Source organism: Brevundimonas sp. (assembly GCF_965278935.1).
Classification (GTDB): domain Bacteria; phylum Pseudomonadota; class Alphaproteobacteria; order Caulobacterales; family Caulobacteraceae; genus Brevundimonas.
The window spans coordinates 1571993-1589834 of record NZ_OZ257124.1; the positions used below are offsets into that span (position 1 = coordinate 1571993).

Consider the following 17842-nt stretch of genomic DNA (forward strand, 5'->3'; position numbering starts at 1 on the left):
TGATCGCCAGTCCGGAGTATCGCCCATGCTGATCGCCCTCGCCCTGACCGCCCTGCTGGGTTCGGAGGATCCGGACGGCGTGGTCACGACGGCGCGTCAGGGCGACGGCGCCGTTCTGTTGGGCGCCGAGGCTCCCACGACCGAGGCCCGGCCCGATGCGGCCCAGGTGGTCGCCGTGACGCCGCACAATCTGACCACGCGCGAACAGATCGACCGCTGGGTCGCGGCCCGCGCACCCGAATCGGAGCCGTTCGCCGAGGAGGCGGGGCCGGTCGACGATCGCAAGATGCACGGCTTCGTCAGCGGCTCGATCGGGACGAACGACTATTCGTCGGTGTCGGTGGGGGTCTCCCTGCCGGTCGGGGAGAACGGCCGGCTGGACCTGGCCTACAGCCAGACGAAGAACGGCTACGGCTATCCGGGATACGGCTACGGCTATCCGGCCTATCGGGACGAGTTCGGTTACGGCGGTCTCGGCTATGGCGCGCGGATCCGGCCCTATGGCGCCTATGATTCGCTCTATGGCGGGCCGGGTCGGTCGCGGTCGATGTCGGTAGGCTTCAGCTGGGACGAGAGCAACAGCCGCCGCGAGCGGACTCCGCCGATTACCGCTGAGGATTAGATTTTCCGCCCGGATCTGAAACGAAAAAGGCCCGGTCTCGCGACCGGGCCTTGTCGTTTCGGAATGGTGCCGCCGGGGGGAATCGAACCCACGACCTCAGCCTTACCAAGGATGCGCTCTACCACTGAGCTACGGCGGCCTGTTCCGAGGAAGCGGCCGTATAGCCACTGAACCGCCGGGGGGGAAGCCCATTTTCCCTTGCCCCGAAACTTTTCCCGAGGCTGAGTCACGGCATGACCGAACCGCCCGAGTCCTCGACCCCTGTGCCCGCCGATACCACGGCCCCGGCGCCCCGGACGGCCGAGCAGATCGCCAAGGCCGAGCGTACGGTGCGGCTGGCCAAGGCGCTGCGAGACAATCTGCGGCGCCGCAAGGCGGTTCAGCCGAAGCGCGACAGGCCCGGCAACTGAAAGTCATCGAATCGGCGGCGGGCGGCCCTTTCGCGACACGGGGCGACCGCGCTAGATAGCCGGCTCGCCGGGACAGTCGATCCTTGCGGCTTCAAGGACGACATGGACAGCATCACGGTTCACGGCAACGGCCCGCTTCACGGATCGATTCCGGTCAGCGGGGCGAAGAACTCGGCCATCAAGCTGATGGCGGCGTCGATCCTGACCGACCAGAAGCTGCTGCTGACCAATATGCCGCGGCTGGCGGACACCAAATTCCTCGGCCGGCTGCTGCAGCAGTTCGGCATCGCCGTGGACGAGCGCGACGGACATGACGGGCAGGAGACCCTGTTCGACGCCCGCGAGATCACATCCACCTTCGCGCCCTACGATCTGGTTCGTCAGATGCGGGCCAGCTTCAACGTTCTTGGACCGCTGCTGGCGCGGACGGGGCACGCCAAGGTGTCGCTGCCGGGCGGCTGCACCATCGGCGCGCGGCCGGTCGACCTGCATATCGACGCCCTGACCCGTCTGGGGGCGCTGATCGAGCTGGAGGAGGGCTATGTCTCCGCCACGGCGCCGAGGGGGTTGATCGGGGCCGAGATCGAGTTTCCGTTCGTCTCGGTCGGCGCCACCGAACACACCTTGATGGCCGCCACCCTGGCGCACGGCACGACGGTGCTGAAGCGGGCCGCCCGCGAGCCGGAGATCGGCGACCTGGCCCGGTGCCTGGTCATGATGGGGGCGAAGATCGAGGGGATCGACACGGACACCCTGGTCATCGAGGGCGTGACCTCGCTGAACGGCGGGAAGTGGTCGGTGATCCCAGACCGGATCGAGATGGGGTCCTATGCCTGCGCCGCCGCCATGGCGGGGGGCGAGGTGCGTTTGACCAAGGCGCGCGCCGATCTTATCACTTCTCTGACCGACAAGATGATCGAAGCGGGGGTCGAGATCGTGCCGACCGACGACGGGGTGATCGTGAAACGCGATCCGTCGCAGCGTCTGAAGGCCGTCAATGTGGCGACCGAGGTCTATCCGGGGTTCCCGACAGACCTGCAGGCCCAGTTCATGACCCTGATGACCACGGCCGACGGCGTCAGCGTTATCCACGAGAACATCTTCGAGAACCGTTTCATGCACGCGCCGGAGCTGGCGCGGCTGGGGGCCGAGATTTCGGTCCACGCCGGCGAGGCCCATGTCACGGGCGTCGAGAAGCTGAGGGGCGCGCCGGTCATGGCGACGGACCTGCGGGCCTCTGTCAGTCTCGTGATCGCAGGCCTGGTCGCCGAGGGTGAAACCAGTATCGGTCGGGTCTATCATCTGGATCGCGGGTTCGAGCGTCTGGAAGAGAAGCTCGGCGCTTGCGGGGCGGATATCCGGCGGGTCAAAGGCCCGCCTGTCGAAGGACCGGGCGATGACCACTGAAGCCCTCGAACGGGAGGAACAGGAGGCGATCCGGGCCGCAGGCGGCGGATCGAACGAGCCCCTGCGCCTGCTGGCCGAGGACGGCGAGGATCTGGCCATCATCTCGGCGGCCTTGCAGGACGCGATCCTGAGGCCGGCCGACATCGTCTGGGAAAAGGGCGCGCGGCGTCTGACCATCGAGTTGAGCCGCTTCTGCTGGGAATGCGGCGGGACCCGGGTGCGGGCGGCGATGCAGTTCGGCGACGTGATCTCGGTCAAGAGCCGGGGCCTGCCGAGGCTGCCGGATGCGCCTCTGGAACTGCTGGCGATCCATTTCTTCGAGGGCGAGGCGCCGGGCGGGCGGGCCATGCTGATGTTCGCGGGCGGCGGGGACCTGAGGGTCGACGTCGAATGCCTGGACGCGGTGGTGGCGGATCTGTCGGATCGCTGGGCCGCGCGGGTCGCCCCGACCCATCTGGACGAGGATCACTCCGGGAAGGTGGGGGCGTGAGCGATCATCGCCTGGCCTCCGTCGATCTGGACGAGGCGACCCTGCCGTCGGCGACGGCGGAAATCGAGCACGAGCGCCGCGTCGCCATCTTCGACCTGATCGAGAAGAATTCGTTCGAGCCTGAGGGGTCCGAAGGCGGCCCCTATGGGCTGAAGCTGTCGCTGCAGGACAACCGTCTGGTGTTCGACATCACCGGCGTGGACTACACCCGGACCTATGCGCTGAGCCTGACGCCGCTGAAGAGCGTGCTGAAGGACTATCTGATGATCTGCGACAGCTATTACGAGGCCCTGCGCGGGTCGTCGGCGAGCCAGATCGAGGCTGTCGACATGGGACGGCGCGGCCTGCACAACGAAGGCGCCGAACTGTTGAAGGCGCGGCTCGACGGCAAGGTCCAGATCGACCACGAGACGGCGCGGCGGCTGTTTACGCTGGTGTGTGCGCTGTATCGGCGGGGCTGAAGAGGGTGGCTGGTGACGGGTGGCTGGTGGCTGAACGCCACTGACGTCGTCCCTCGGGCCAGTCACGAACCACCCGCCACCCGCCACCCGGCTCGACTTCGAGCCCACTTTGGTGCATTAGCGCCGACTTCTTACGGCTCGCGCTTTCGTCCGGCGCGGGCCTTGATTCGTATTCAAGGGCGCGAGAGGCCGCATGGCTAAGGAAGAACTGCTCGAGTTTCCCGGTACGGTCAGCGAACTGCTGCCGAACGCCACGTTCCGCGTGACGCTCGAGAACGACCACGAGATCATCGCCCACACCGCCGGCAAGATGCGCAAGAACCGCATCCGCGTGCTGGCCGGGGACAAGGTTCTGGTCGAGATGACGCCCTATGACCTGACCAAGGGTCGCATCACCTATCGCTTCAAGTAAGGGCAGGGCGGTGGCCCGTCCTGAACTGGTGCTGGCCTCGGCCAGCCCGCGCCGCATTGAACTGCTGGCGCTGATCGGGATCACGCCCGATCGCATCGATCCCGCCGACATCGACGAGATGCCGCTGAAGGACGAGACGCCTTCGCGGCTGGCCGTGCGGCTGGCCCTGACCAAGGCGCAGGCTGTCGCCGCGCGGGCGCCGGAGGCCGTGGTGCTGGCAGCCGATACGGTGGTGGCGGTCGGGCGTCGGCTGCTGGAAAAACCCGCCGATGAAGCCGAGGCGGAGAAATTCCTGCGTCTGCTGTCGGGACGGAATCATCGGGTCTTCACCGGGGTGGCCGTCGCGACGGGCGAGACGGTGCGGCATCGGGTCGTAGACACCCGCGTCGCCATCAAACGACTGTCCGACGCGGAGATCGCCGATTACGTCGCCGGGGGCGACTGGAAGGGCAAGGCCGGGGGCTATGGCATCCAGGGGCCGGCGGCGGCCTTCGTGCTCAGGATCATCGGCAGCCATCCGGCCGTGATGGGCCTGCCTTTGCCGGAGACGGTCAACCTGCTGGCGGGCGCCGGCTGGCGCAAATGAGCGAGGTCGAGGTCTTCCTGGACGACACGCCGGGCGAGGTTCGGGGCGTGGTGGCGCGGGACGGTCGATTCGAACGGCTGATCATCCAGAGAGACGACGATCCGGCTCAACACCGTCTGGGCGCCCGCAGCGTCGGACGGGTGATCGAGGCCGACGCTGCGTTTCGCGCGGCCTTCGTCGATCTGGGCTGCGACGGGCCTTCGGGTTTCCTGCCGCTGGGCAAGGGCGAGAGCCTGCGGGCAGGCGAGATCGTCGAAGTCGAGGTGACGGCGGAACGGCGCGAGGCCAAGGGGCCGGCGCTGAAGCGGCTGGGGGCGGGGGAGGGCAAACCTCGCCTGATCGCCCCGGGGCCCGACGTCGCCGAACGGTTGAGACGGCTCGCGCCGGGCGTGACGCCGGTCACCGGGGTCGAGGCGATCCGGGCGAGTCGGGACGCCGAGGCAGAGGCGCTCGCTCCGGGCGACGTCTTCGCCGAGTGGGCGCTGGACCTGGCGGTGCAGCGGACGCGGGCGTTGATCGCTGTCGACATAGACTATGCGCACCTGCCGGGACGCGATGCGCGCAAGGGCAGGGCGCAGGCCAACCGTATGGGTCTGATCCAGGCCGCGCGGATGATCCGGCTGGCCGGCTGGGGCGGACTGGTGGCGGTCGATCTCGTGGGGACGACCCTGGATCCGGCGCAGGTGACGGAGATGGCCAAGGCCGCCTTCAACGGCGACGACGCGACCCTGGGGCCGCTGAGCCGGTTCGGCCTGCTGCAACTGGCCCTGCCGTGGCGGACGCGACCGGTGGAGGAGGTTCTGCTCGAAGCCAGTCGGCGGCGGTCGCCCACGACGCGCGCGATCGATATCGCGCGCTCCCTGAGGCAGGCCATGCTGTCGGACACGGCCGCGCCGCGATTTGTCGCACGCTGCGCACCCGGGGAGGCGGAGGCCGCCGGGGCGCTGGTCGCCCGGCTTGGACCCCGCGCAGCGGTGAAGGCGGACCCGGCGGTCGCGCCCGGGCGTTTCACGATCGAGGAGGGCTGAACCCATGGCGACCTGTCCGATCTGCCGCAGGAATCCGACGGTCGAGGCCTACAGGCCCTTCTGTTCGAAGCGGTGCGCCGACGTCGATCTGCAGCGCTGGCTGGTGGGGTCCTATGTCCTGCCCGACACGGACGAGACCGTCCCCGACGCCGATCCTGAAAACGAGGACTGATACCGGCTGGACACCCCGTTTCGGCTCGCCTATAGACCCGCCTCTCGCGTTTCGCGCGGGCGCCTGGATAGCTCAGCTGGTAGAGCAATGGATTGAAAATCCATGTGTCGGTGGTTCGAACCCGCCTCCAGGCACCACTCCCTTTTCCCCACGAAAAATAGTCGCCCGACCGGGGCCGTCGCGGTGTGCGGGGCGATGGCCTGGCGCGACGAAGGTCGCCGGGGCGGTCGTCTCCGCGCCCTCGGGGATCCATTCCCGAACGTGATCTTGCCATGCTCATTTTGCATCGGCGAGGACGATTAACCTAACGCCGAAATGCAGCACTGGTAAGACATTGCAGGGATTCAGGTCGGGGGCTCGCTCGCGGGGCGAAAAGCACCTCTGAAGCCTTGACGCTCTGTTATCGGTTCGCCAAAGGAGCTTGACCGCTTTCTTTGCGTGAGCGGCCGAACGCCCTCTGAGCCTCGTGCTCAAAGGCTTCGACCAACCCGCCGATGGGCGCCCTCGGGCAACCGGATGCGACAGAAGGCGTTCCGCCGTTGGCCACTCCGGCCGGCCGGCGGGACACAACCGTTTTCATAGAGGGCGGAGCGCCCCTGACGCGCTCCGATCCTTGGGTTCCACGAGTCAGACCAAAAAAGCAGGAACTGGCGACACATGATTAAGACCAACACCCTTCTCGCCCTGGCCGGCGCCGCCGTCCTGATGGCGGGCTCGCCGGCTCTGGCGCAAGCCCCGGCAGCCCCTGACGCGACCGCGGCTCCCGCCGCCGCCGCCGCTCCGGCCACCGCCGCCCCGGCTCCGGCCGCCCCTGCCGCTGAAGCCGATCCGGAATCGGTCGGCGACGCCGTTTCGGGCGGTCACGGCTCGGAAGGCATCACGCCGATCTCGATGTTCCTGGAAGCAGGCATCGTCGTTAAGATCGTCATGATCGGCCTGCTGCTGGCCTCGATCTTCTCCTGGACCCTGCTGCTCATCAAACTGATCGAGTTCGGCGGCCTGAACCGCAAGACCGACCAGTTCCTGGAAGCCTTCCGCGGCGCCCGCACGATCGCTGACATGCGTCGCGTGGCCACCGCCGACGAGTTCGACGGCAACCCGCTGGCCGACATGGCCGCCGCGGCGACCGAAGAAATCGAACTGTCCCGCCAGGCGGGCCTGAACGTCCACGGCGACCACAGCGACTCGGCCCTGCTGCGCGCTCAGCAAGCCGTCGCCGCCGTTCAAGCCGGTCTCGCCGCCCGCCTCTCGGGTGGCCAGCAGTTCCTGGCCTCGACCGGTTCGACCGGCCCGTTCGTGGGTCTGTTCGGCACCGTTTACGGGATCATGAACTCCTTCATCGGTATCGCCCAGTCGAACACGACCAACCTGGCCGTCGTCGCCCCGGGTATCGCTGAAGCCCTGCTCGCCACCGGTATCGGCCTGTTCGCCGCTATCCCGGCGGTTATCTTCTACAACTACTTCAACACCCGCATCTCGGCGTATGGCACCCGTTCGGACGGCTTCAACGCCGAGCTGATCAACGCCATCTCGCGTCAACTCGACAAGGGAGCGTAAGACGGATGGCCGCCAAGCTTTCCGGCGGCGGCGGCGGCAAGTATCACGTCGAGGCGAATGCTGAGATCAACGTCACGCCTTTCGTTGATATCATGCTCGTTCTCCTCATCATCTTCATGGTGGCGGCGCCGCTCGCCACCGTGTCGATCGAGGTGAAACTGCCAACCGCCGTGGCCCCGCCCGCACTGAACCCGCCGAAGCCGGTGTTCATTTCCATCCAGAACGATGGCGATGTCTTCATCGGCGACGGGCGCACCAGCCCCGATCAGCTGGGTGATGATCTGCGGCGCCTGATCCGGACGCGTAACCCGGAAGAAGAGCGTATCTTCATCCGTGCCGACCAGCAGACCCGCTATGGTGACTTCATGCAGGTCATGAACGCCCTGCAGGACAACGGCTTCTACAGCGTCGCCCTGGTCGGCGAAGACAACTCGACGCCGCCTGGAGGTCGATGATGACAGACACACCTGTTGAGTATCATCGCAGTCGCTATGACGCCCCTCGCAAGAAGGGTTTCATGGGGGTCTCCGGCGGCGTCTGGCTCATCGCGCTGGGCACGGTCACCGTTCTCTTCGCGATCATGATCTTCTACCTTCAGAAGACCAAGTTCGAGCTGCGCATCCAGGAGTTCTCGGACGACGCCGTGGACGTCGAGATCGTCGAACCGCTCCCGCCGCCTCCGCCGCCTCCGCCGCCTCCGCCCCCGCCGGACACCCCGCCGCCGCCGAAGCTGCAGGTCCGTCCGCCGGTGATCAATACCTTGGCGCCTCCGCCGCCGATCACGCTTCCGATCGAGCCGACGAAGAAGGAAGACCGGGTCGAATACACGGGTCCGCCTGTGATCGTCCCCGGACCTCCGCCGCCGCCGGCCCCGCCGGCTCCGGCTCGCCCGCCGGTGATCACGAACCCGAGCTGGGCCTCGCAGCCCCGCCCGACCTACCCGGATCGCGCTCTCGAGCGTGGCCTCTCGGGCAGCGCCGACCTCAGCTGCACCGTCAACCCGAACGGCAGCGTCTCCGGATGCTCGGTCGTCTCGGAAACGCCGTCGGGCGCCGGCTTCGGCCGAGCCGCTCTGGCTGCCGCCCGCAGCGCCCGTCTGTCGCCCCGTTCGGTCGACGGCGTGGCCACCGGGGGTACGGTTCGCTTCACCGTCAGGTTCAACCTGCCGGACTAAACAATGGCCCGGAAACGGACCAGGGAACGCGCCCCGAGGGAAACCTCGGGGCGTTTTTCGTTGCCTGATTGGCCCTAGGGGCCAAAGCGGTCTTGATCGGCGTCCGCCGCGACGCTAGACACGCGCCTCGCGTCGCCCGTCCCCGATCCGATCCCTGATCGGCCGAGGATGAAAAGGGTCGCTGCGCCGCCTTAGCTCAGTTGGTTAGAGCGCCGGTTTGTGGAACCGGAGGTCCTCAGTTCAAGCCTGAGAGGCGGTACCATCCTCCTACATCGTCAGGGCCTTCAGGCCGGGGTCAGGCCACGGCCGGTCGGGTCTCGTCCGGATCGAGCGGCGAGGCCGTGAGGTCGGGGCGCTGGCGCAGGGTTTCGATCGGCCCGTCCAGTTCCTCCAGAGCCGCCACCGCCGCCGTATGGCCGGCCGCGACCACGGGGTCGTAGACCTTCCAGTCCCGGATGTCGGAGCCCTCGGGTTCGGGCAGGATCAGCAGGTCGGCCTCGGCGCGCGAACTCTCCATGTCGGCGTCCGTCGTGATGGTGGCCGAGCGCATGAGCACCGAGACGATCGGCGGTCCCTTCTTCCAGGCGCCCGAGACGATCCAGCGCCACCAGGACGGGGGATTGGCCAGGGTGGCCGGATCGACGCCGCGCATCTGGGACATGTCGACGCCGACGATGGGGCCTGCGTTGAGCTGGCGCATGACGTCGGTGGGGAAGTTCTTGATCACGGCGCCGTCGACCAGCACCTGATCGTCGATGACGACGGGCGGCATGACCCCGGGGATGGAGATGGAGGCCCGCATCGCCCGGCGCAGCAGGCCCCGGCGATGCACCTCGATCCGGCCGCTCGTCAGGTTCGACGAGACGGCGAAGAAGGGCAGGGGCATGTCGGCGATATCGATCTCGCCATAGGCGTCCTGAAGCAGGCGGGCGACCTTGCCCGCGCGGGTCATGGCGATGATCGGGAAGGCTAGGTCCGACAGGGGATCCGAGCGGACGAAGGCGGTGCGGATGCGCGCATCCAGCTCCTCGTCGGTCCAGCCGAGCGCCGGGCCGGCGGCGATGACCGCTCCCATGGACGAGCCGCCGAGGAAGTCGAACTTCACCCCGGCCTCGTGCAGGGCGCGTACCGCGCCGATGTGGGCATAGGCGCGGGCCCCGCCGCCGGACAGGACAAGCCCGATGGCCGTGCCGGTGACGATGCGGGCGATGCGGGCCGCGTCGGCGGCGTCGCCCTCGATGGCGTGGAACCAGCGGCCCGGCTTGACGGAGTCCAGCCAGACCGAGGTGTTGGCCGGGCGGCGCATGCGTGGGTCCCGCAACAGGATCAGGTCGGTGAACTGCTGGAGCCCGTGAGCGGTGCGGATCGGGATGTTGGACGGCGGCGCGGTCAGGGCGTCCCCGACGAGGAACAGCCGGTCGACCTGGCGGGCGCAGAGGTTGGCCCAGGACGGCTCGTCCAGTTCGGCGACATAGAGGACGAAGTCGTGGGTGTCCTCCATGCGTGAGAACCATTCGGAGACCGAGGACAGGGCCGAATGGTCGATGACCTGACAGGTCTTGCCCTGCGCTTCCACGGCGGCGGCGACGCGGTCGACGAAGGGGCGGATGGGGCGGCCGCGCACGGAGATGAAGCCGAAGACGCTGGGTTCGGTGACGCCCGGCGCGCGCTCGCGGGCGCGGTGCAGCATCAGACGCGACAGTTCGATCATGACGTCGGGCTGGGTGCGCACGGCCTCGAAGAAGGCCTCGCGCGGCAGGGCGAGGATCTCGGAATCGCGCAGGGCCACGACGCTGGCGGAATGGGGCGTGCCGGCGATCAGGGCCATCTCCCCGACCGGCTCGCCGGGTTTGATGACGCCGAGGAACTGGGGCGGCTGGTCCTCGTCCTGACGGAAGACGCCGAGGCGGCCGGAGCGGACCAGATAGAGGCTGTCGGGCTCGTCGCCGGCCGAGAACAACAACTCTCCCCCTGTGAGGGCGAACCAGCTGGCCCGGGTGTTCTGATCCTCGAAAACCCGCGCCAGAGCCGCTTCGAGATTGTCGTGGCGGGATGGAGCCATGGTCGCGTGTCGCCGGTGCTGGCGGCCGGTCAGTGCCCGGCCGGCTGATCTGAGTTAGCGGCGGTTCGGGGGAAGGGGCAAGGGGCGAGGGACGGGACCCTTATCCCTCCCCTTGGGGAGGGTCGTCGCGTAGCGACGGGGTGGGGCCGGCGGAGCGATACGGACGCAAGCCTGTGTGGTTTGCCTTGCCGCCCCCACCCGGTCTCCGCTTCGCTTCGACCACCCTCCCCGAGGGGGAGGGAGAACCCCATCCGCCTGTTACCGCCGCCTTGCCGTGAACAGGTCGCCGAGCCGGTCCGGCGTGCCTGCGATCCGCTCCAGGTGGGGGTATTTCAGGCCGTCGTGATAGTCGAAGGTGACCGTCCGGTAGTGGGTTCCGTCGAGGACGATGAGCTCGATCTTCTCGTCCGTGCCCCTGGCCGCCGTCACGGCGGCCGCGAGGTTCGAGGCCGAGGCGGCTTCGCCGTTGACGGCGATGACCTTCATGCCGATCGCGAGGCCCTGTTTGAAGGCGAGGCTATCCCACATGACGCTCGAGATCGTGTTGTCCGTGCCGGTCATGAAGCCCAGCGAGTAGATGAAGTCGTTGCGGCCGTACTCGCCCCACAACGTCTTCTGATAGTCGCTCATGGTGTCGGTATAGGTGAGGCGGTAGCCGCCGCGCGCCAGACCATCGAGCGGGGCGCCCGGGCCGTGACCGTCGAGGCGGGTGCGCAGGAAGGTCGCCCAGTCGTGGGGCATGACGCCGTTCAGCGTCTCCACCACGGTTTCGAAGGTGTAGGGGTTCTCGTCATAAGCGCCGTCCTCGACGCCGAAAAAGGCGCGGGCGAAGTCGTCGAGCGACTTGCGGCCATTCGTGCCTTCGCGGATCAGGGTGTCGGCGTCGAGCCAGATCAGCTCGCCCTCGACATAGTAGTCCTCGCTGCGCTGCCAGGCGCGCCAGCCGATCGGGCGACGCTGGGTGATGATCGGATCGTTGACCGTGTCCTGCATCGCCCGCCATTCGCGACCGACGGTGTTGTCATAGGTGGCGGCGTCCATGGCCAAGGCGTCCAGCGCCTGCTGGCGGCTGTGCAGGCCCGAGCGGGCGGCCAAGACCTTGCCCCAGAACTGGGTCTGGCCCTCGTAGACCCAGAGCAGTTCGTTCTGCATGGGCAGGTTGAAGTTGGCGACGTTCTGACCGGCCGGGCGACGATATTTGCCGTCCCAAGAGTGGGTGTATTCGTGGCTGAGCAGGTCGCGGTCGCCGAGCTTCGACTCCCAGTCAGTGAAGAAGCCCGGATCGACGCTGTTCTCCGACGAGCGGTGATGCTCCAGACCGATGCCGCCCATGCGGTCGGTCATGGCGACCAGAAAATCATAATGGTCGTAGTGGCGGGCGCCGAACAGGCGGTCGGCCTGCTGAACCAGGGTGCGCAGGATGCCGATCTGGTCGTCGGTCGGGGCGATGCTGCTCTCGCTGTCGGCGACGATGTTGAGCAGGACGGGCGAGCGGCCGCCCGGATCGAGGTCGATCTGGCGATAGTGTTCGCCGGCGAACATCGGGCTGTCGACGAGAACGTCGAGGGTGACGGGCTGGAAGGTTGTGGTGGCGCCGGATGCGGGTGCGGCGGGGCGGAGGGCCGTGCCGTACTCCCAGCCGTCGGGCAGGGTGACGCTGGCCTGCATGGTGATGTTCCGGTGGAAGCGACCGGCGGGGTAGAGCAGCATCTTCTCCCACTGGATGTTCAGCATCTCGGCCGTCATCGTGACGCGGCCTTGGGCCTCCGTCGTCGGCGACAGGTGCTGGAACTCGGCGACCAGTTCGGTGGCGCCGGCTGGGACGACGACGTGGAAGGACCACGGTTCGAGCGCATCGCGCACCCATTCGACGCGCTGGCCGTTGGCGGTGAAAATCAGGCCGCCGAGCTGGTTGATCGGGCCGGTGGGGCCGTGCTCGCCGGGCAGCCATTGCGGGAAGAAGAGGGTGAGGGGGCCGGCGGCCTCGACCGGGATGGTCTCTCGGACGCGATAGATGCGGCGGTTCAGGTCGGTGGCGTCGACGTCTAGACGGACGACGCCGGGCCAGGCGCGGTCGATGACGGCGGGGATGGGCTGGGGCGTCGGCGGGGTCTGGGGGGCGCTCTGGGCGAAGGCCGGGGCGGTCGAGGCGAGCAGGAGGGCCGCGAGACAGGCGGAGACGGCGAGACGCTTCATGACTGGAGATCCGGGCGGGGGCTGTGATTGAGGGCACAACGCGCCGGGTGCGACATTTCGTCAAGCGTGAGCACTGATCCTTCTCACCTTGCGGGAGAAGGTGGCAGCCGAAGGCTGACGGATGAGGGGTATGCGTCACCAGACGAGCCCTCAACGGTCAGACGGGAGGGATGGAAACATACCCCTCATCCGACTTCGCTTCGCTCAGCCACCTTCTCCCGCAAGGGGAGAAGGGAAGTTTACTTCACTTCCAGCAGTTCGACCTTGAACAGCAGGGTGGAGCTGGGCGGGAGTTCGTCGCCGCCGACCCAGCGGTCGCCGTAGCCGAGCGAGGCGGGGATGGCGAACTGGAAGGTCTCGCCGACGTGCATGAGAGCGACGCCCTCGGTCCAGCCCTTGATGACGCGGTTCAGCGGGAACTCGGCGGGTTCGCCCCGGTCGTATGAGGAGTCGAACTTGCGGCCGTCGATGAAGGTCCCTTCGTAGTGGACGCGGACGGTCTGCGTTTCGGTGGGTTGCGCGCCCTCGGGATGGGCGGCGCCTTCGCGGCGATACTGGAGGCCCGAGGCCGTGGTGGTCCAGCCGCGGCGGGCGCCGTTCCAGGCGAGGTAGGCGGCCTGGCCGGCGGCGTACTGCTCGGGTGTGGAGTGGATCGTCGGGTCTACGACGGCTACGGGCTCGGGCGCGGTGGCGCAGGCGGCGAGGGCGAGTGCGGCGACGAAGATGGGGATGATTTTCATGCCCGGACGCTAGCAGCGAAGATTGCGCTTGCGAAGCCGGCGAAAATCGGCGTCGCGGCCTTTATTTCGTCGGGAAAGCGAGTATATGTCCGCGTTCCGCAACAGCTCACATGAGTCTGCGCGAAAGCGCCGAGGCCCGGTCCGTCGCCCTCCGACCGAGCGAAGGCGTGGCTCCTTACCCAGGGAGCTCACCAGATTTCAGGCCTCCTGACCGCGAAAGCGCGTCGAGGGTGGAGGCCGAAACCGATTGTCACGGCGTGCCGCTCGCACTGCCGTGGCTGCTGCATTTTGCGCGTGGTCTCCCCCGGATCCGCGAATGGGAAAACAGAATGACTGACGTCCTGAACGGTCTCACCATCAACGGTCAGATCGCATCGGCCACGACCTTCACCGGCAAGAAGCGCATCCGCAAATCCTTCGGGCGTATCCCCGAAGCGGTGGCGATGCCGAACCTGATCGAGGTTCAACGCGCCTCCTATGAGCAGTTCCTGCAGCGCGAGGTTCGTCCGGGCGTCCGCAAGGAACAGGGCATCGAGGCGGTCTTCAAGTCGGTCTTCCCGATCAAGGACTTCAACGAACGCGCCGTGCTGGAATACGTGTCCTACGAGTTCGAGGACCCCAAGTACGACGTCGAGGAATGCATTCAGCGCGACATGACCTATGCCGCGCCGCTGAAGGTCAAGCTGCGCCTCATCGTCTTTGAAGCGGACGAAGAGACCGGCGCGCGCTCCGTCAAGGATATCAAGGAGCAGGACGTCTACATGGGGGACATCCCCCTGATGACGGACAAGGGGACCTTCATCGTCAACGGCACCGAGCGGGTGATCGTTTCGCAGATGCACCGTTCGCCGGGCGTCTTCTTCGACCACGACAAGGGCAAGACCCACTCGTCGGGCAAGCTGCTGTTCGCCGCCCGCGTGATCCCGTACCGCGGGTCGTGGCTGGACTTCGAGTTCGACGCCAAGGACGTGGTGTTCGTGCGTATCGACCGTCGCCGCAAGCTGCCGGCGACCACCTTCCTCTATGCCCTGGGCATGGACGGCGAGGAGATCCTGCGCACCTTCTACGAGACCGTTCCCTACGAGAAGCGTGGCGAAGGCTGGGTCACGCCGTACAAGGCCGACCGCTGGAAGGGCGTGAAGCCCGAGTTCGACCTCGTTGACGCCGACACCGGTGAAGTCGTCGCCTCGGCCGGCCAGAAGATCTCGGCTCGCGCCGCCAAAAAGCTGGGCGACACGACCAAGTCGCTGTCGCTGGCCGCCGACGCCCTGGTGACCCGTTATCTGGCGGCCGACGCCGTCAACTACGAGACCGGCGAGATCTACGCCGAGGCCGGCGACGAGCTGGACGCCCCGACCATCGAACTGCTGGAAGGCAAGGGCTTCACCACCATCGACGTGCTGGACATCGACCACGTCACGGTCGGCGCCTACATGCGCAACACCCTGCGCGTCGACAAGAACGCCGGCCGCGAGGACGCCCTGTTCGACGTCTACCGCGTGATGCGTCCGGGCGAGCCGCCGACCCCTGAAGCCGCCGAAGCCATGTTCAACTCGCTGTTCTTCGACAGCGAGCGCTACGACCTGTCGGCCGTGGGCCGGGTCAAGATGAACATGCGTCTGGAAACGCCGGAAGTGTCCGACGAAATCCGCGTCCTGCAGAAGGACGACGTGCTGAAGGTCCTGCAGATCCTCGTCGGCCTGAAGGACGGCCGCGGCGAGATCGACGACATCGACAACCTGGGCAACCGCCGGGTCCGTTCGGTCGGCGAACTGCTGGAAAACCAGTACCGCGTCGGCCTGCTGCGCATGGAACGCGCGATCAAGGAGCGCATGTCGTCGGTCGATATCGACACGGTGATGCCGCACGACCTGATCAACGCCAAGCCGGCCGCCGCCTCGGTGCGTGAATTCTTCGGCTCGTCGCAGCTGTCGCAGTTCATGGACCAGACGAACCCGCTGTCCGAGATCACCCACAAGCGTCGCCTTTCGGCGCTTGGCCCGGGCGGTCTGACGCGCGAACGCGCAGGCTTCGAAGTCCGCGACGTTCACCCGACCCACTACGGCCGCATCTGCCCGATCGAAACGCCGGAAGGCCCGAACATCGGCCTGATCAACTCGCTGGCCACCCACGCCCGCGTGAACAAGTACGGCTTCATCGAGAGCCCGTACCGTCGCGTGAAGGACGGCAAGGCCCAGAACGAGGTGGTCTACATCTCCGCCATGGAGGAATCGAAATACACGATTGCCCAGGCCAACATTCAGCTGAAAGACGGCGAGATCGTCGACGATCTGGTCCCCGGCCGGATCAACGGTGAATCCCAGCTGCTGATCAAGGCCGACGTCGACATGATGGACGTGTCGCCGAAACAGGTCGTTTCGGTCGCCGCCGCCCTGATCCCGTTCCTGGAAAACGACGACGCCAACCGCGCACTGATGGGCGCGAACATGCAGCGTCAGGCCGTGCCTCTGGTGCAATCCGATGCGCCGCTGGTCGGCACGGGCATGGAAGCTGTGGTCGCCCGTGACTCCGGCGCCGTGGTCGTGGCCCGCCGCGACGGCGTGGTCGAACAGATCGACGGCACTCGCATCGTGGTTCGCGCCACGAACGAGCAGGACGCCGGCCGTTCGGGCGTCGACATCTATCGCCTGTCGAAGTTCCAGCGTTCCAACCAGTCGACCTGCATCAACCAGCGCCCGATCGTGCGCGTGGGCGATGAAGTGAAGGTCGGCGACGTGATCGCCGACGGCCCGTCGACGGACCTGGGCGAACTGGCCCTGGGCCGGAACGCGCTCGTCGCCTTCATGCCGTGGAACGGCTACAACTTCGAGGACTCGATCCTGATCTCCGAGCGCATCGTGCGCGACGACGTCTTCACCTCGATCCACCTCGAGGAGTTCGAGGTGATGGCCCGCGATACGAAGCTCGGGCCGGAAGAAATCACCCGCGACATCCCGAACGTCGGCGAGGAAGCCCTGCGCAACCTCGACGAGGCCGGCATCGTGGCCATCGGTGCCGAGGTCCAGCCGGGCGACATTCTGGTCGGCAAGGTCACGCCGAAGGGCGAAAGCCCGATGACGCCGGAAGAGAAGCTGCTTCGCGCCATCTTCGGCGAGAAGGCTTCGGACGTCCGCGACACCTCCCTGCGCCTCCCGCCCGGCGTCGCCGGCACCATCGTCGACGTGCGCGTCTTCAACCGTCACGGCGTCGACAAGGACGAGCGCGCCATGTCGATCGAGCGCGACGAGATCGAACGTCTGGGCAAGGACCGCGACGACGAACTCGCGATCCTGGAACGCAACGTCTACGGCCGCCTGCGTCCGCTGGTCCTGGGCAAGAACGCCGTCTCGGGTCCCAAGGGCCTGGGTCGCGGTGAAGTCACAGAAGCCAAACTGGGCGAGCTGTCGCGCGGCCTGTGGTGGCAGATCGCGCTCGACGACGAGAAGGCGATGGGCGAGCTCGAGGCCATGAAGAAGGCCTTCGAGGACCAGCGCAAGGCGCTGGACCGTCGCTTCGAGGACAAGGTCGAGAAGCTGCAACGCGGCGACGAACTGCCCCCGGGCGTGATGAAGATGGTCAAGGTCTTCGTGGCCGTGAAGCGCAAGCTTCAGCCCGGCGACAAGATGGCCGGCCGTCACGGCAACAAGGGCGTCATCTCCAAGATCCTGCCGATCGAGGACATGCCGCACCTGGAAGACGGGACTTCGGTCGACGTCGTTCTGAACCCGCTGGGCGTGCCGTCGCGCATGAACATCGGCCAGATCTTCGAAACCCACCTGGGTTGGGCGTCGGCGGGCCTGGGCAAGCAGATCCAGGGTCTGCTGGAAGCCTGGCAGGGCGGCGGCCAGAAGCAGGCGCTGATCGATCACCTGACCGGCATCTACGGCGAGGACACCCCTCTGCCGCAGGAAGAGTCGGAACTGGTTGAGCTGGCGCAGAACCTGTCCAAGGGCGTTCCGTTCGCCACCCCGGTGTTCGACGGCGCCCACATCGTGGACATCGAGAACCTGCTGGAGAAGGCGGGTCTGGAGCGGTCCGGTCAGTCGATCGTCTATGACGGTCAGACCGGCGAGCAGTTCAAGCGTCCGGTCACGGTCGGCTACATCTACATGCTGAAGCTGCACCACCTGGTCGACGACAAGATCCACGCCCGTTCGATCGGGCCGTACTCGCTCGTCACCCAGCAACCGCTGGGCGGCAAGGCGCAGTTCGGCGGTCAGCGCTTCGGGGAGATGGAGGTCTGGGCTCTGGAAGCCTACGGCGCCGCTTACACCCTGCAGGAGATGCTGACGGTGAAGTCCGACGACGTGGCCGGCCGGACCAAGGTCTACGAGGCCATCGTCCGCGGCGACGACAGCTTCGAGGCCGGCATTCCCGAGAGCTTCAACGTTCTCATCAAGGAAATGCGTTCGCTGGGTCTGAACGTGGAGCTGGAGAACAGCTGAGGCTGAAGAGGTGACTGGTGGCTGGTGGTTGGTGGCGAAGAGCCCCGCCGCCGCCGCCGGTCGCCACTTCCCAGCCGCCA

Annotated in this window: 16 protein-coding genes and 3 tRNA genes; 15 read left to right on the forward strand and 4 right to left on the reverse strand. The window is 67.0% G+C overall.

Translation table 11 applies throughout. From position 1 onward, the window contains the following. Positions 1-25: 25 nt before the first annotated feature. On the forward strand, positions 26-622 hold the full coding sequence (locus tag ACQY68_RS07700) for a hypothetical protein (protein WP_428152454.1): 597 nt from the start codon (positions 26-28) through the stop codon (positions 620-622). 64 nt (positions 623-686) lie between these two features. Here ACQY68_RS07700 and ACQY68_RS07705 read toward each other — a convergent pair. Next, a tRNA-Thr gene (locus tag ACQY68_RS07705) sits at positions 687-761 on the reverse strand. A 94-nt stretch (positions 762-855) separates the two neighbouring features. On the opposite strand from ACQY68_RS07705, the gene ACQY68_RS07710 reads away from it, so the two are divergent. The 13 genes from ACQY68_RS07710 to ACQY68_RS07770 all read left to right on the forward strand — a co-directional run bounded on the left by ACQY68_RS07710 (position 856) and on the right by ACQY68_RS07770 (position 8581). Continuing rightward, positions 856-1032: a hypothetical protein gene (locus ACQY68_RS07710; RefSeq protein WP_428152455.1), complete on the forward strand. Its 177-nt coding sequence runs from the start codon at positions 856-858 to the stop codon at positions 1030-1032. Positions 1033-1134: 102 nt separating this feature from the next. Then, positions 1135-2439 (forward strand): UDP-N-acetylglucosamine 1-carboxyvinyltransferase, encoded by a 1305-nt coding sequence (murA, locus tag ACQY68_RS07715; RefSeq protein ID WP_428152456.1) that lies wholly within the window; start codon positions 1135-1137, stop codon positions 2437-2439. Beyond that, on the forward strand, positions 2429-2929 hold the full coding sequence (locus ACQY68_RS07720) for a DUF2948 family protein (protein ID WP_428152457.1): 501 nt from the start codon (positions 2429-2431) through the stop codon (positions 2927-2929). The genes murA and ACQY68_RS07720 overlap by 11 nt, the downstream gene beginning before the upstream one ends. Next, positions 2926-3390: a UPF0262 family protein gene (locus ACQY68_RS07725; RefSeq protein WP_309628980.1), complete on the forward strand. Its 465-nt coding sequence runs from the start codon at positions 2926-2928 to the stop codon at positions 3388-3390. The genes ACQY68_RS07720 and ACQY68_RS07725 overlap by 4 nt, the downstream gene beginning before the upstream one ends. 193 nt (positions 3391-3583) lie before the next feature. Further along, positions 3584-3802 (forward strand): translation initiation factor IF-1, encoded by a 219-nt coding sequence (gene infA / locus ACQY68_RS07730; RefSeq protein ID WP_008261544.1) that lies wholly within the window; start codon positions 3584-3586, stop codon positions 3800-3802. A gap of 10 nt (positions 3803-3812) precedes the next feature. Then, on the forward strand, positions 3813-4388 hold the full coding sequence (locus ACQY68_RS07735) for a Maf family protein (protein ID WP_428152458.1): 576 nt from the start codon (positions 3813-3815) through the stop codon (positions 4386-4388). Next, positions 4385-5416 (forward strand): hypothetical protein, encoded by a 1032-nt coding sequence (locus tag ACQY68_RS07740; protein ID WP_428152459.1) that lies wholly within the window; start codon positions 4385-4387, stop codon positions 5414-5416. Before ACQY68_RS07735 ends, ACQY68_RS07740 begins: the two co-directional genes overlap by 4 nt. A 4-nt stretch (positions 5417-5420) precedes the next feature. After that, a complete protein-coding gene (locus ACQY68_RS07745; protein WP_428152460.1) occupies positions 5421-5588 on the forward strand; it encodes a DNA gyrase inhibitor YacG in 168 nt (55 codons plus the stop codon). Positions 5589-5649: 61 nt separating this feature from the next. Continuing rightward, positions 5650-5725: transfer RNA gene (locus tag ACQY68_RS07750), tRNA-Phe, on the forward strand. A 520-nt stretch (positions 5726-6245) separates the two neighbouring features. Continuing rightward, positions 6246-7145, forward strand: a complete 900-nt coding sequence (gene exbB / locus ACQY68_RS07755) for a tonB-system energizer ExbB (RefSeq protein WP_428152461.1) — start codon at positions 6246-6248, stop codon at positions 7143-7145. Positions 7146-7150: 5 nt separating this feature from the next. Further along, on the forward strand, positions 7151-7600 hold the full coding sequence (locus ACQY68_RS07760) for an ExbD/TolR family protein (RefSeq protein WP_428152462.1): 450 nt from the start codon (positions 7151-7153) through the stop codon (positions 7598-7600). Continuing rightward, positions 7600-8319 carry a TonB family protein gene (locus ACQY68_RS07765; RefSeq protein WP_428152463.1) on the forward strand — a complete coding sequence of 240 codons (720 nt, stop codon included), beginning with the start codon at positions 7600-7602 and terminating at the stop codon, positions 8317-8319. Before ACQY68_RS07760 ends, ACQY68_RS07765 begins: the two co-directional genes overlap by 1 nt. 185 nt (positions 8320-8504) lie before the next feature. Continuing rightward, positions 8505-8581 (forward strand) — tRNA-His (locus tag ACQY68_RS07770). Positions 8582-8614: 33 nt separating this feature from the next. Here ACQY68_RS07770 and ACQY68_RS07775 read toward each other — a convergent pair. The 3 genes from ACQY68_RS07775 to ACQY68_RS07785 form a co-directional block, all read right to left on the reverse strand. Then, positions 8615-10381: a patatin-like phospholipase family protein gene (locus ACQY68_RS07775; protein WP_428152464.1), complete on the reverse strand. Its 1767-nt coding sequence runs from the start codon at positions 10379-10381 to the stop codon at positions 8615-8617. Positions 10382-10639: 258 nt separating this feature from the next. Beyond that, on the reverse strand, positions 10640-12577 hold the full coding sequence (locus ACQY68_RS07780; RefSeq protein ID WP_428152465.1) for a M61 family metallopeptidase: 1938 nt from the start codon (positions 12575-12577) through the stop codon (positions 10640-10642). A gap of 239 nt (positions 12578-12816) precedes the next feature. Further along, positions 12817-13317, reverse strand: coding sequence for an FKBP-type peptidyl-prolyl cis-trans isomerase (locus ACQY68_RS07785; protein WP_428152466.1), 501 nt, complete (start codon positions 13315-13317; stop codon positions 12817-12819). Positions 13318-13646: 329 nt separating this feature from the next. Here ACQY68_RS07785 and rpoB point away from each other — a divergent pair, with 329 nt between their 5' ends. Further along, the gene (gene rpoB, locus ACQY68_RS07790; RefSeq protein ID WP_428152467.1) at positions 13647-17762 is read left to right on the forward strand and encodes a DNA-directed RNA polymerase subunit beta; all 4116 of its coding nucleotides are present in this window, start codon (positions 13647-13649) and stop codon (positions 17760-17762) included. The last annotated feature ends 80 nt before the right edge of the window (positions 17763-17842 follow it).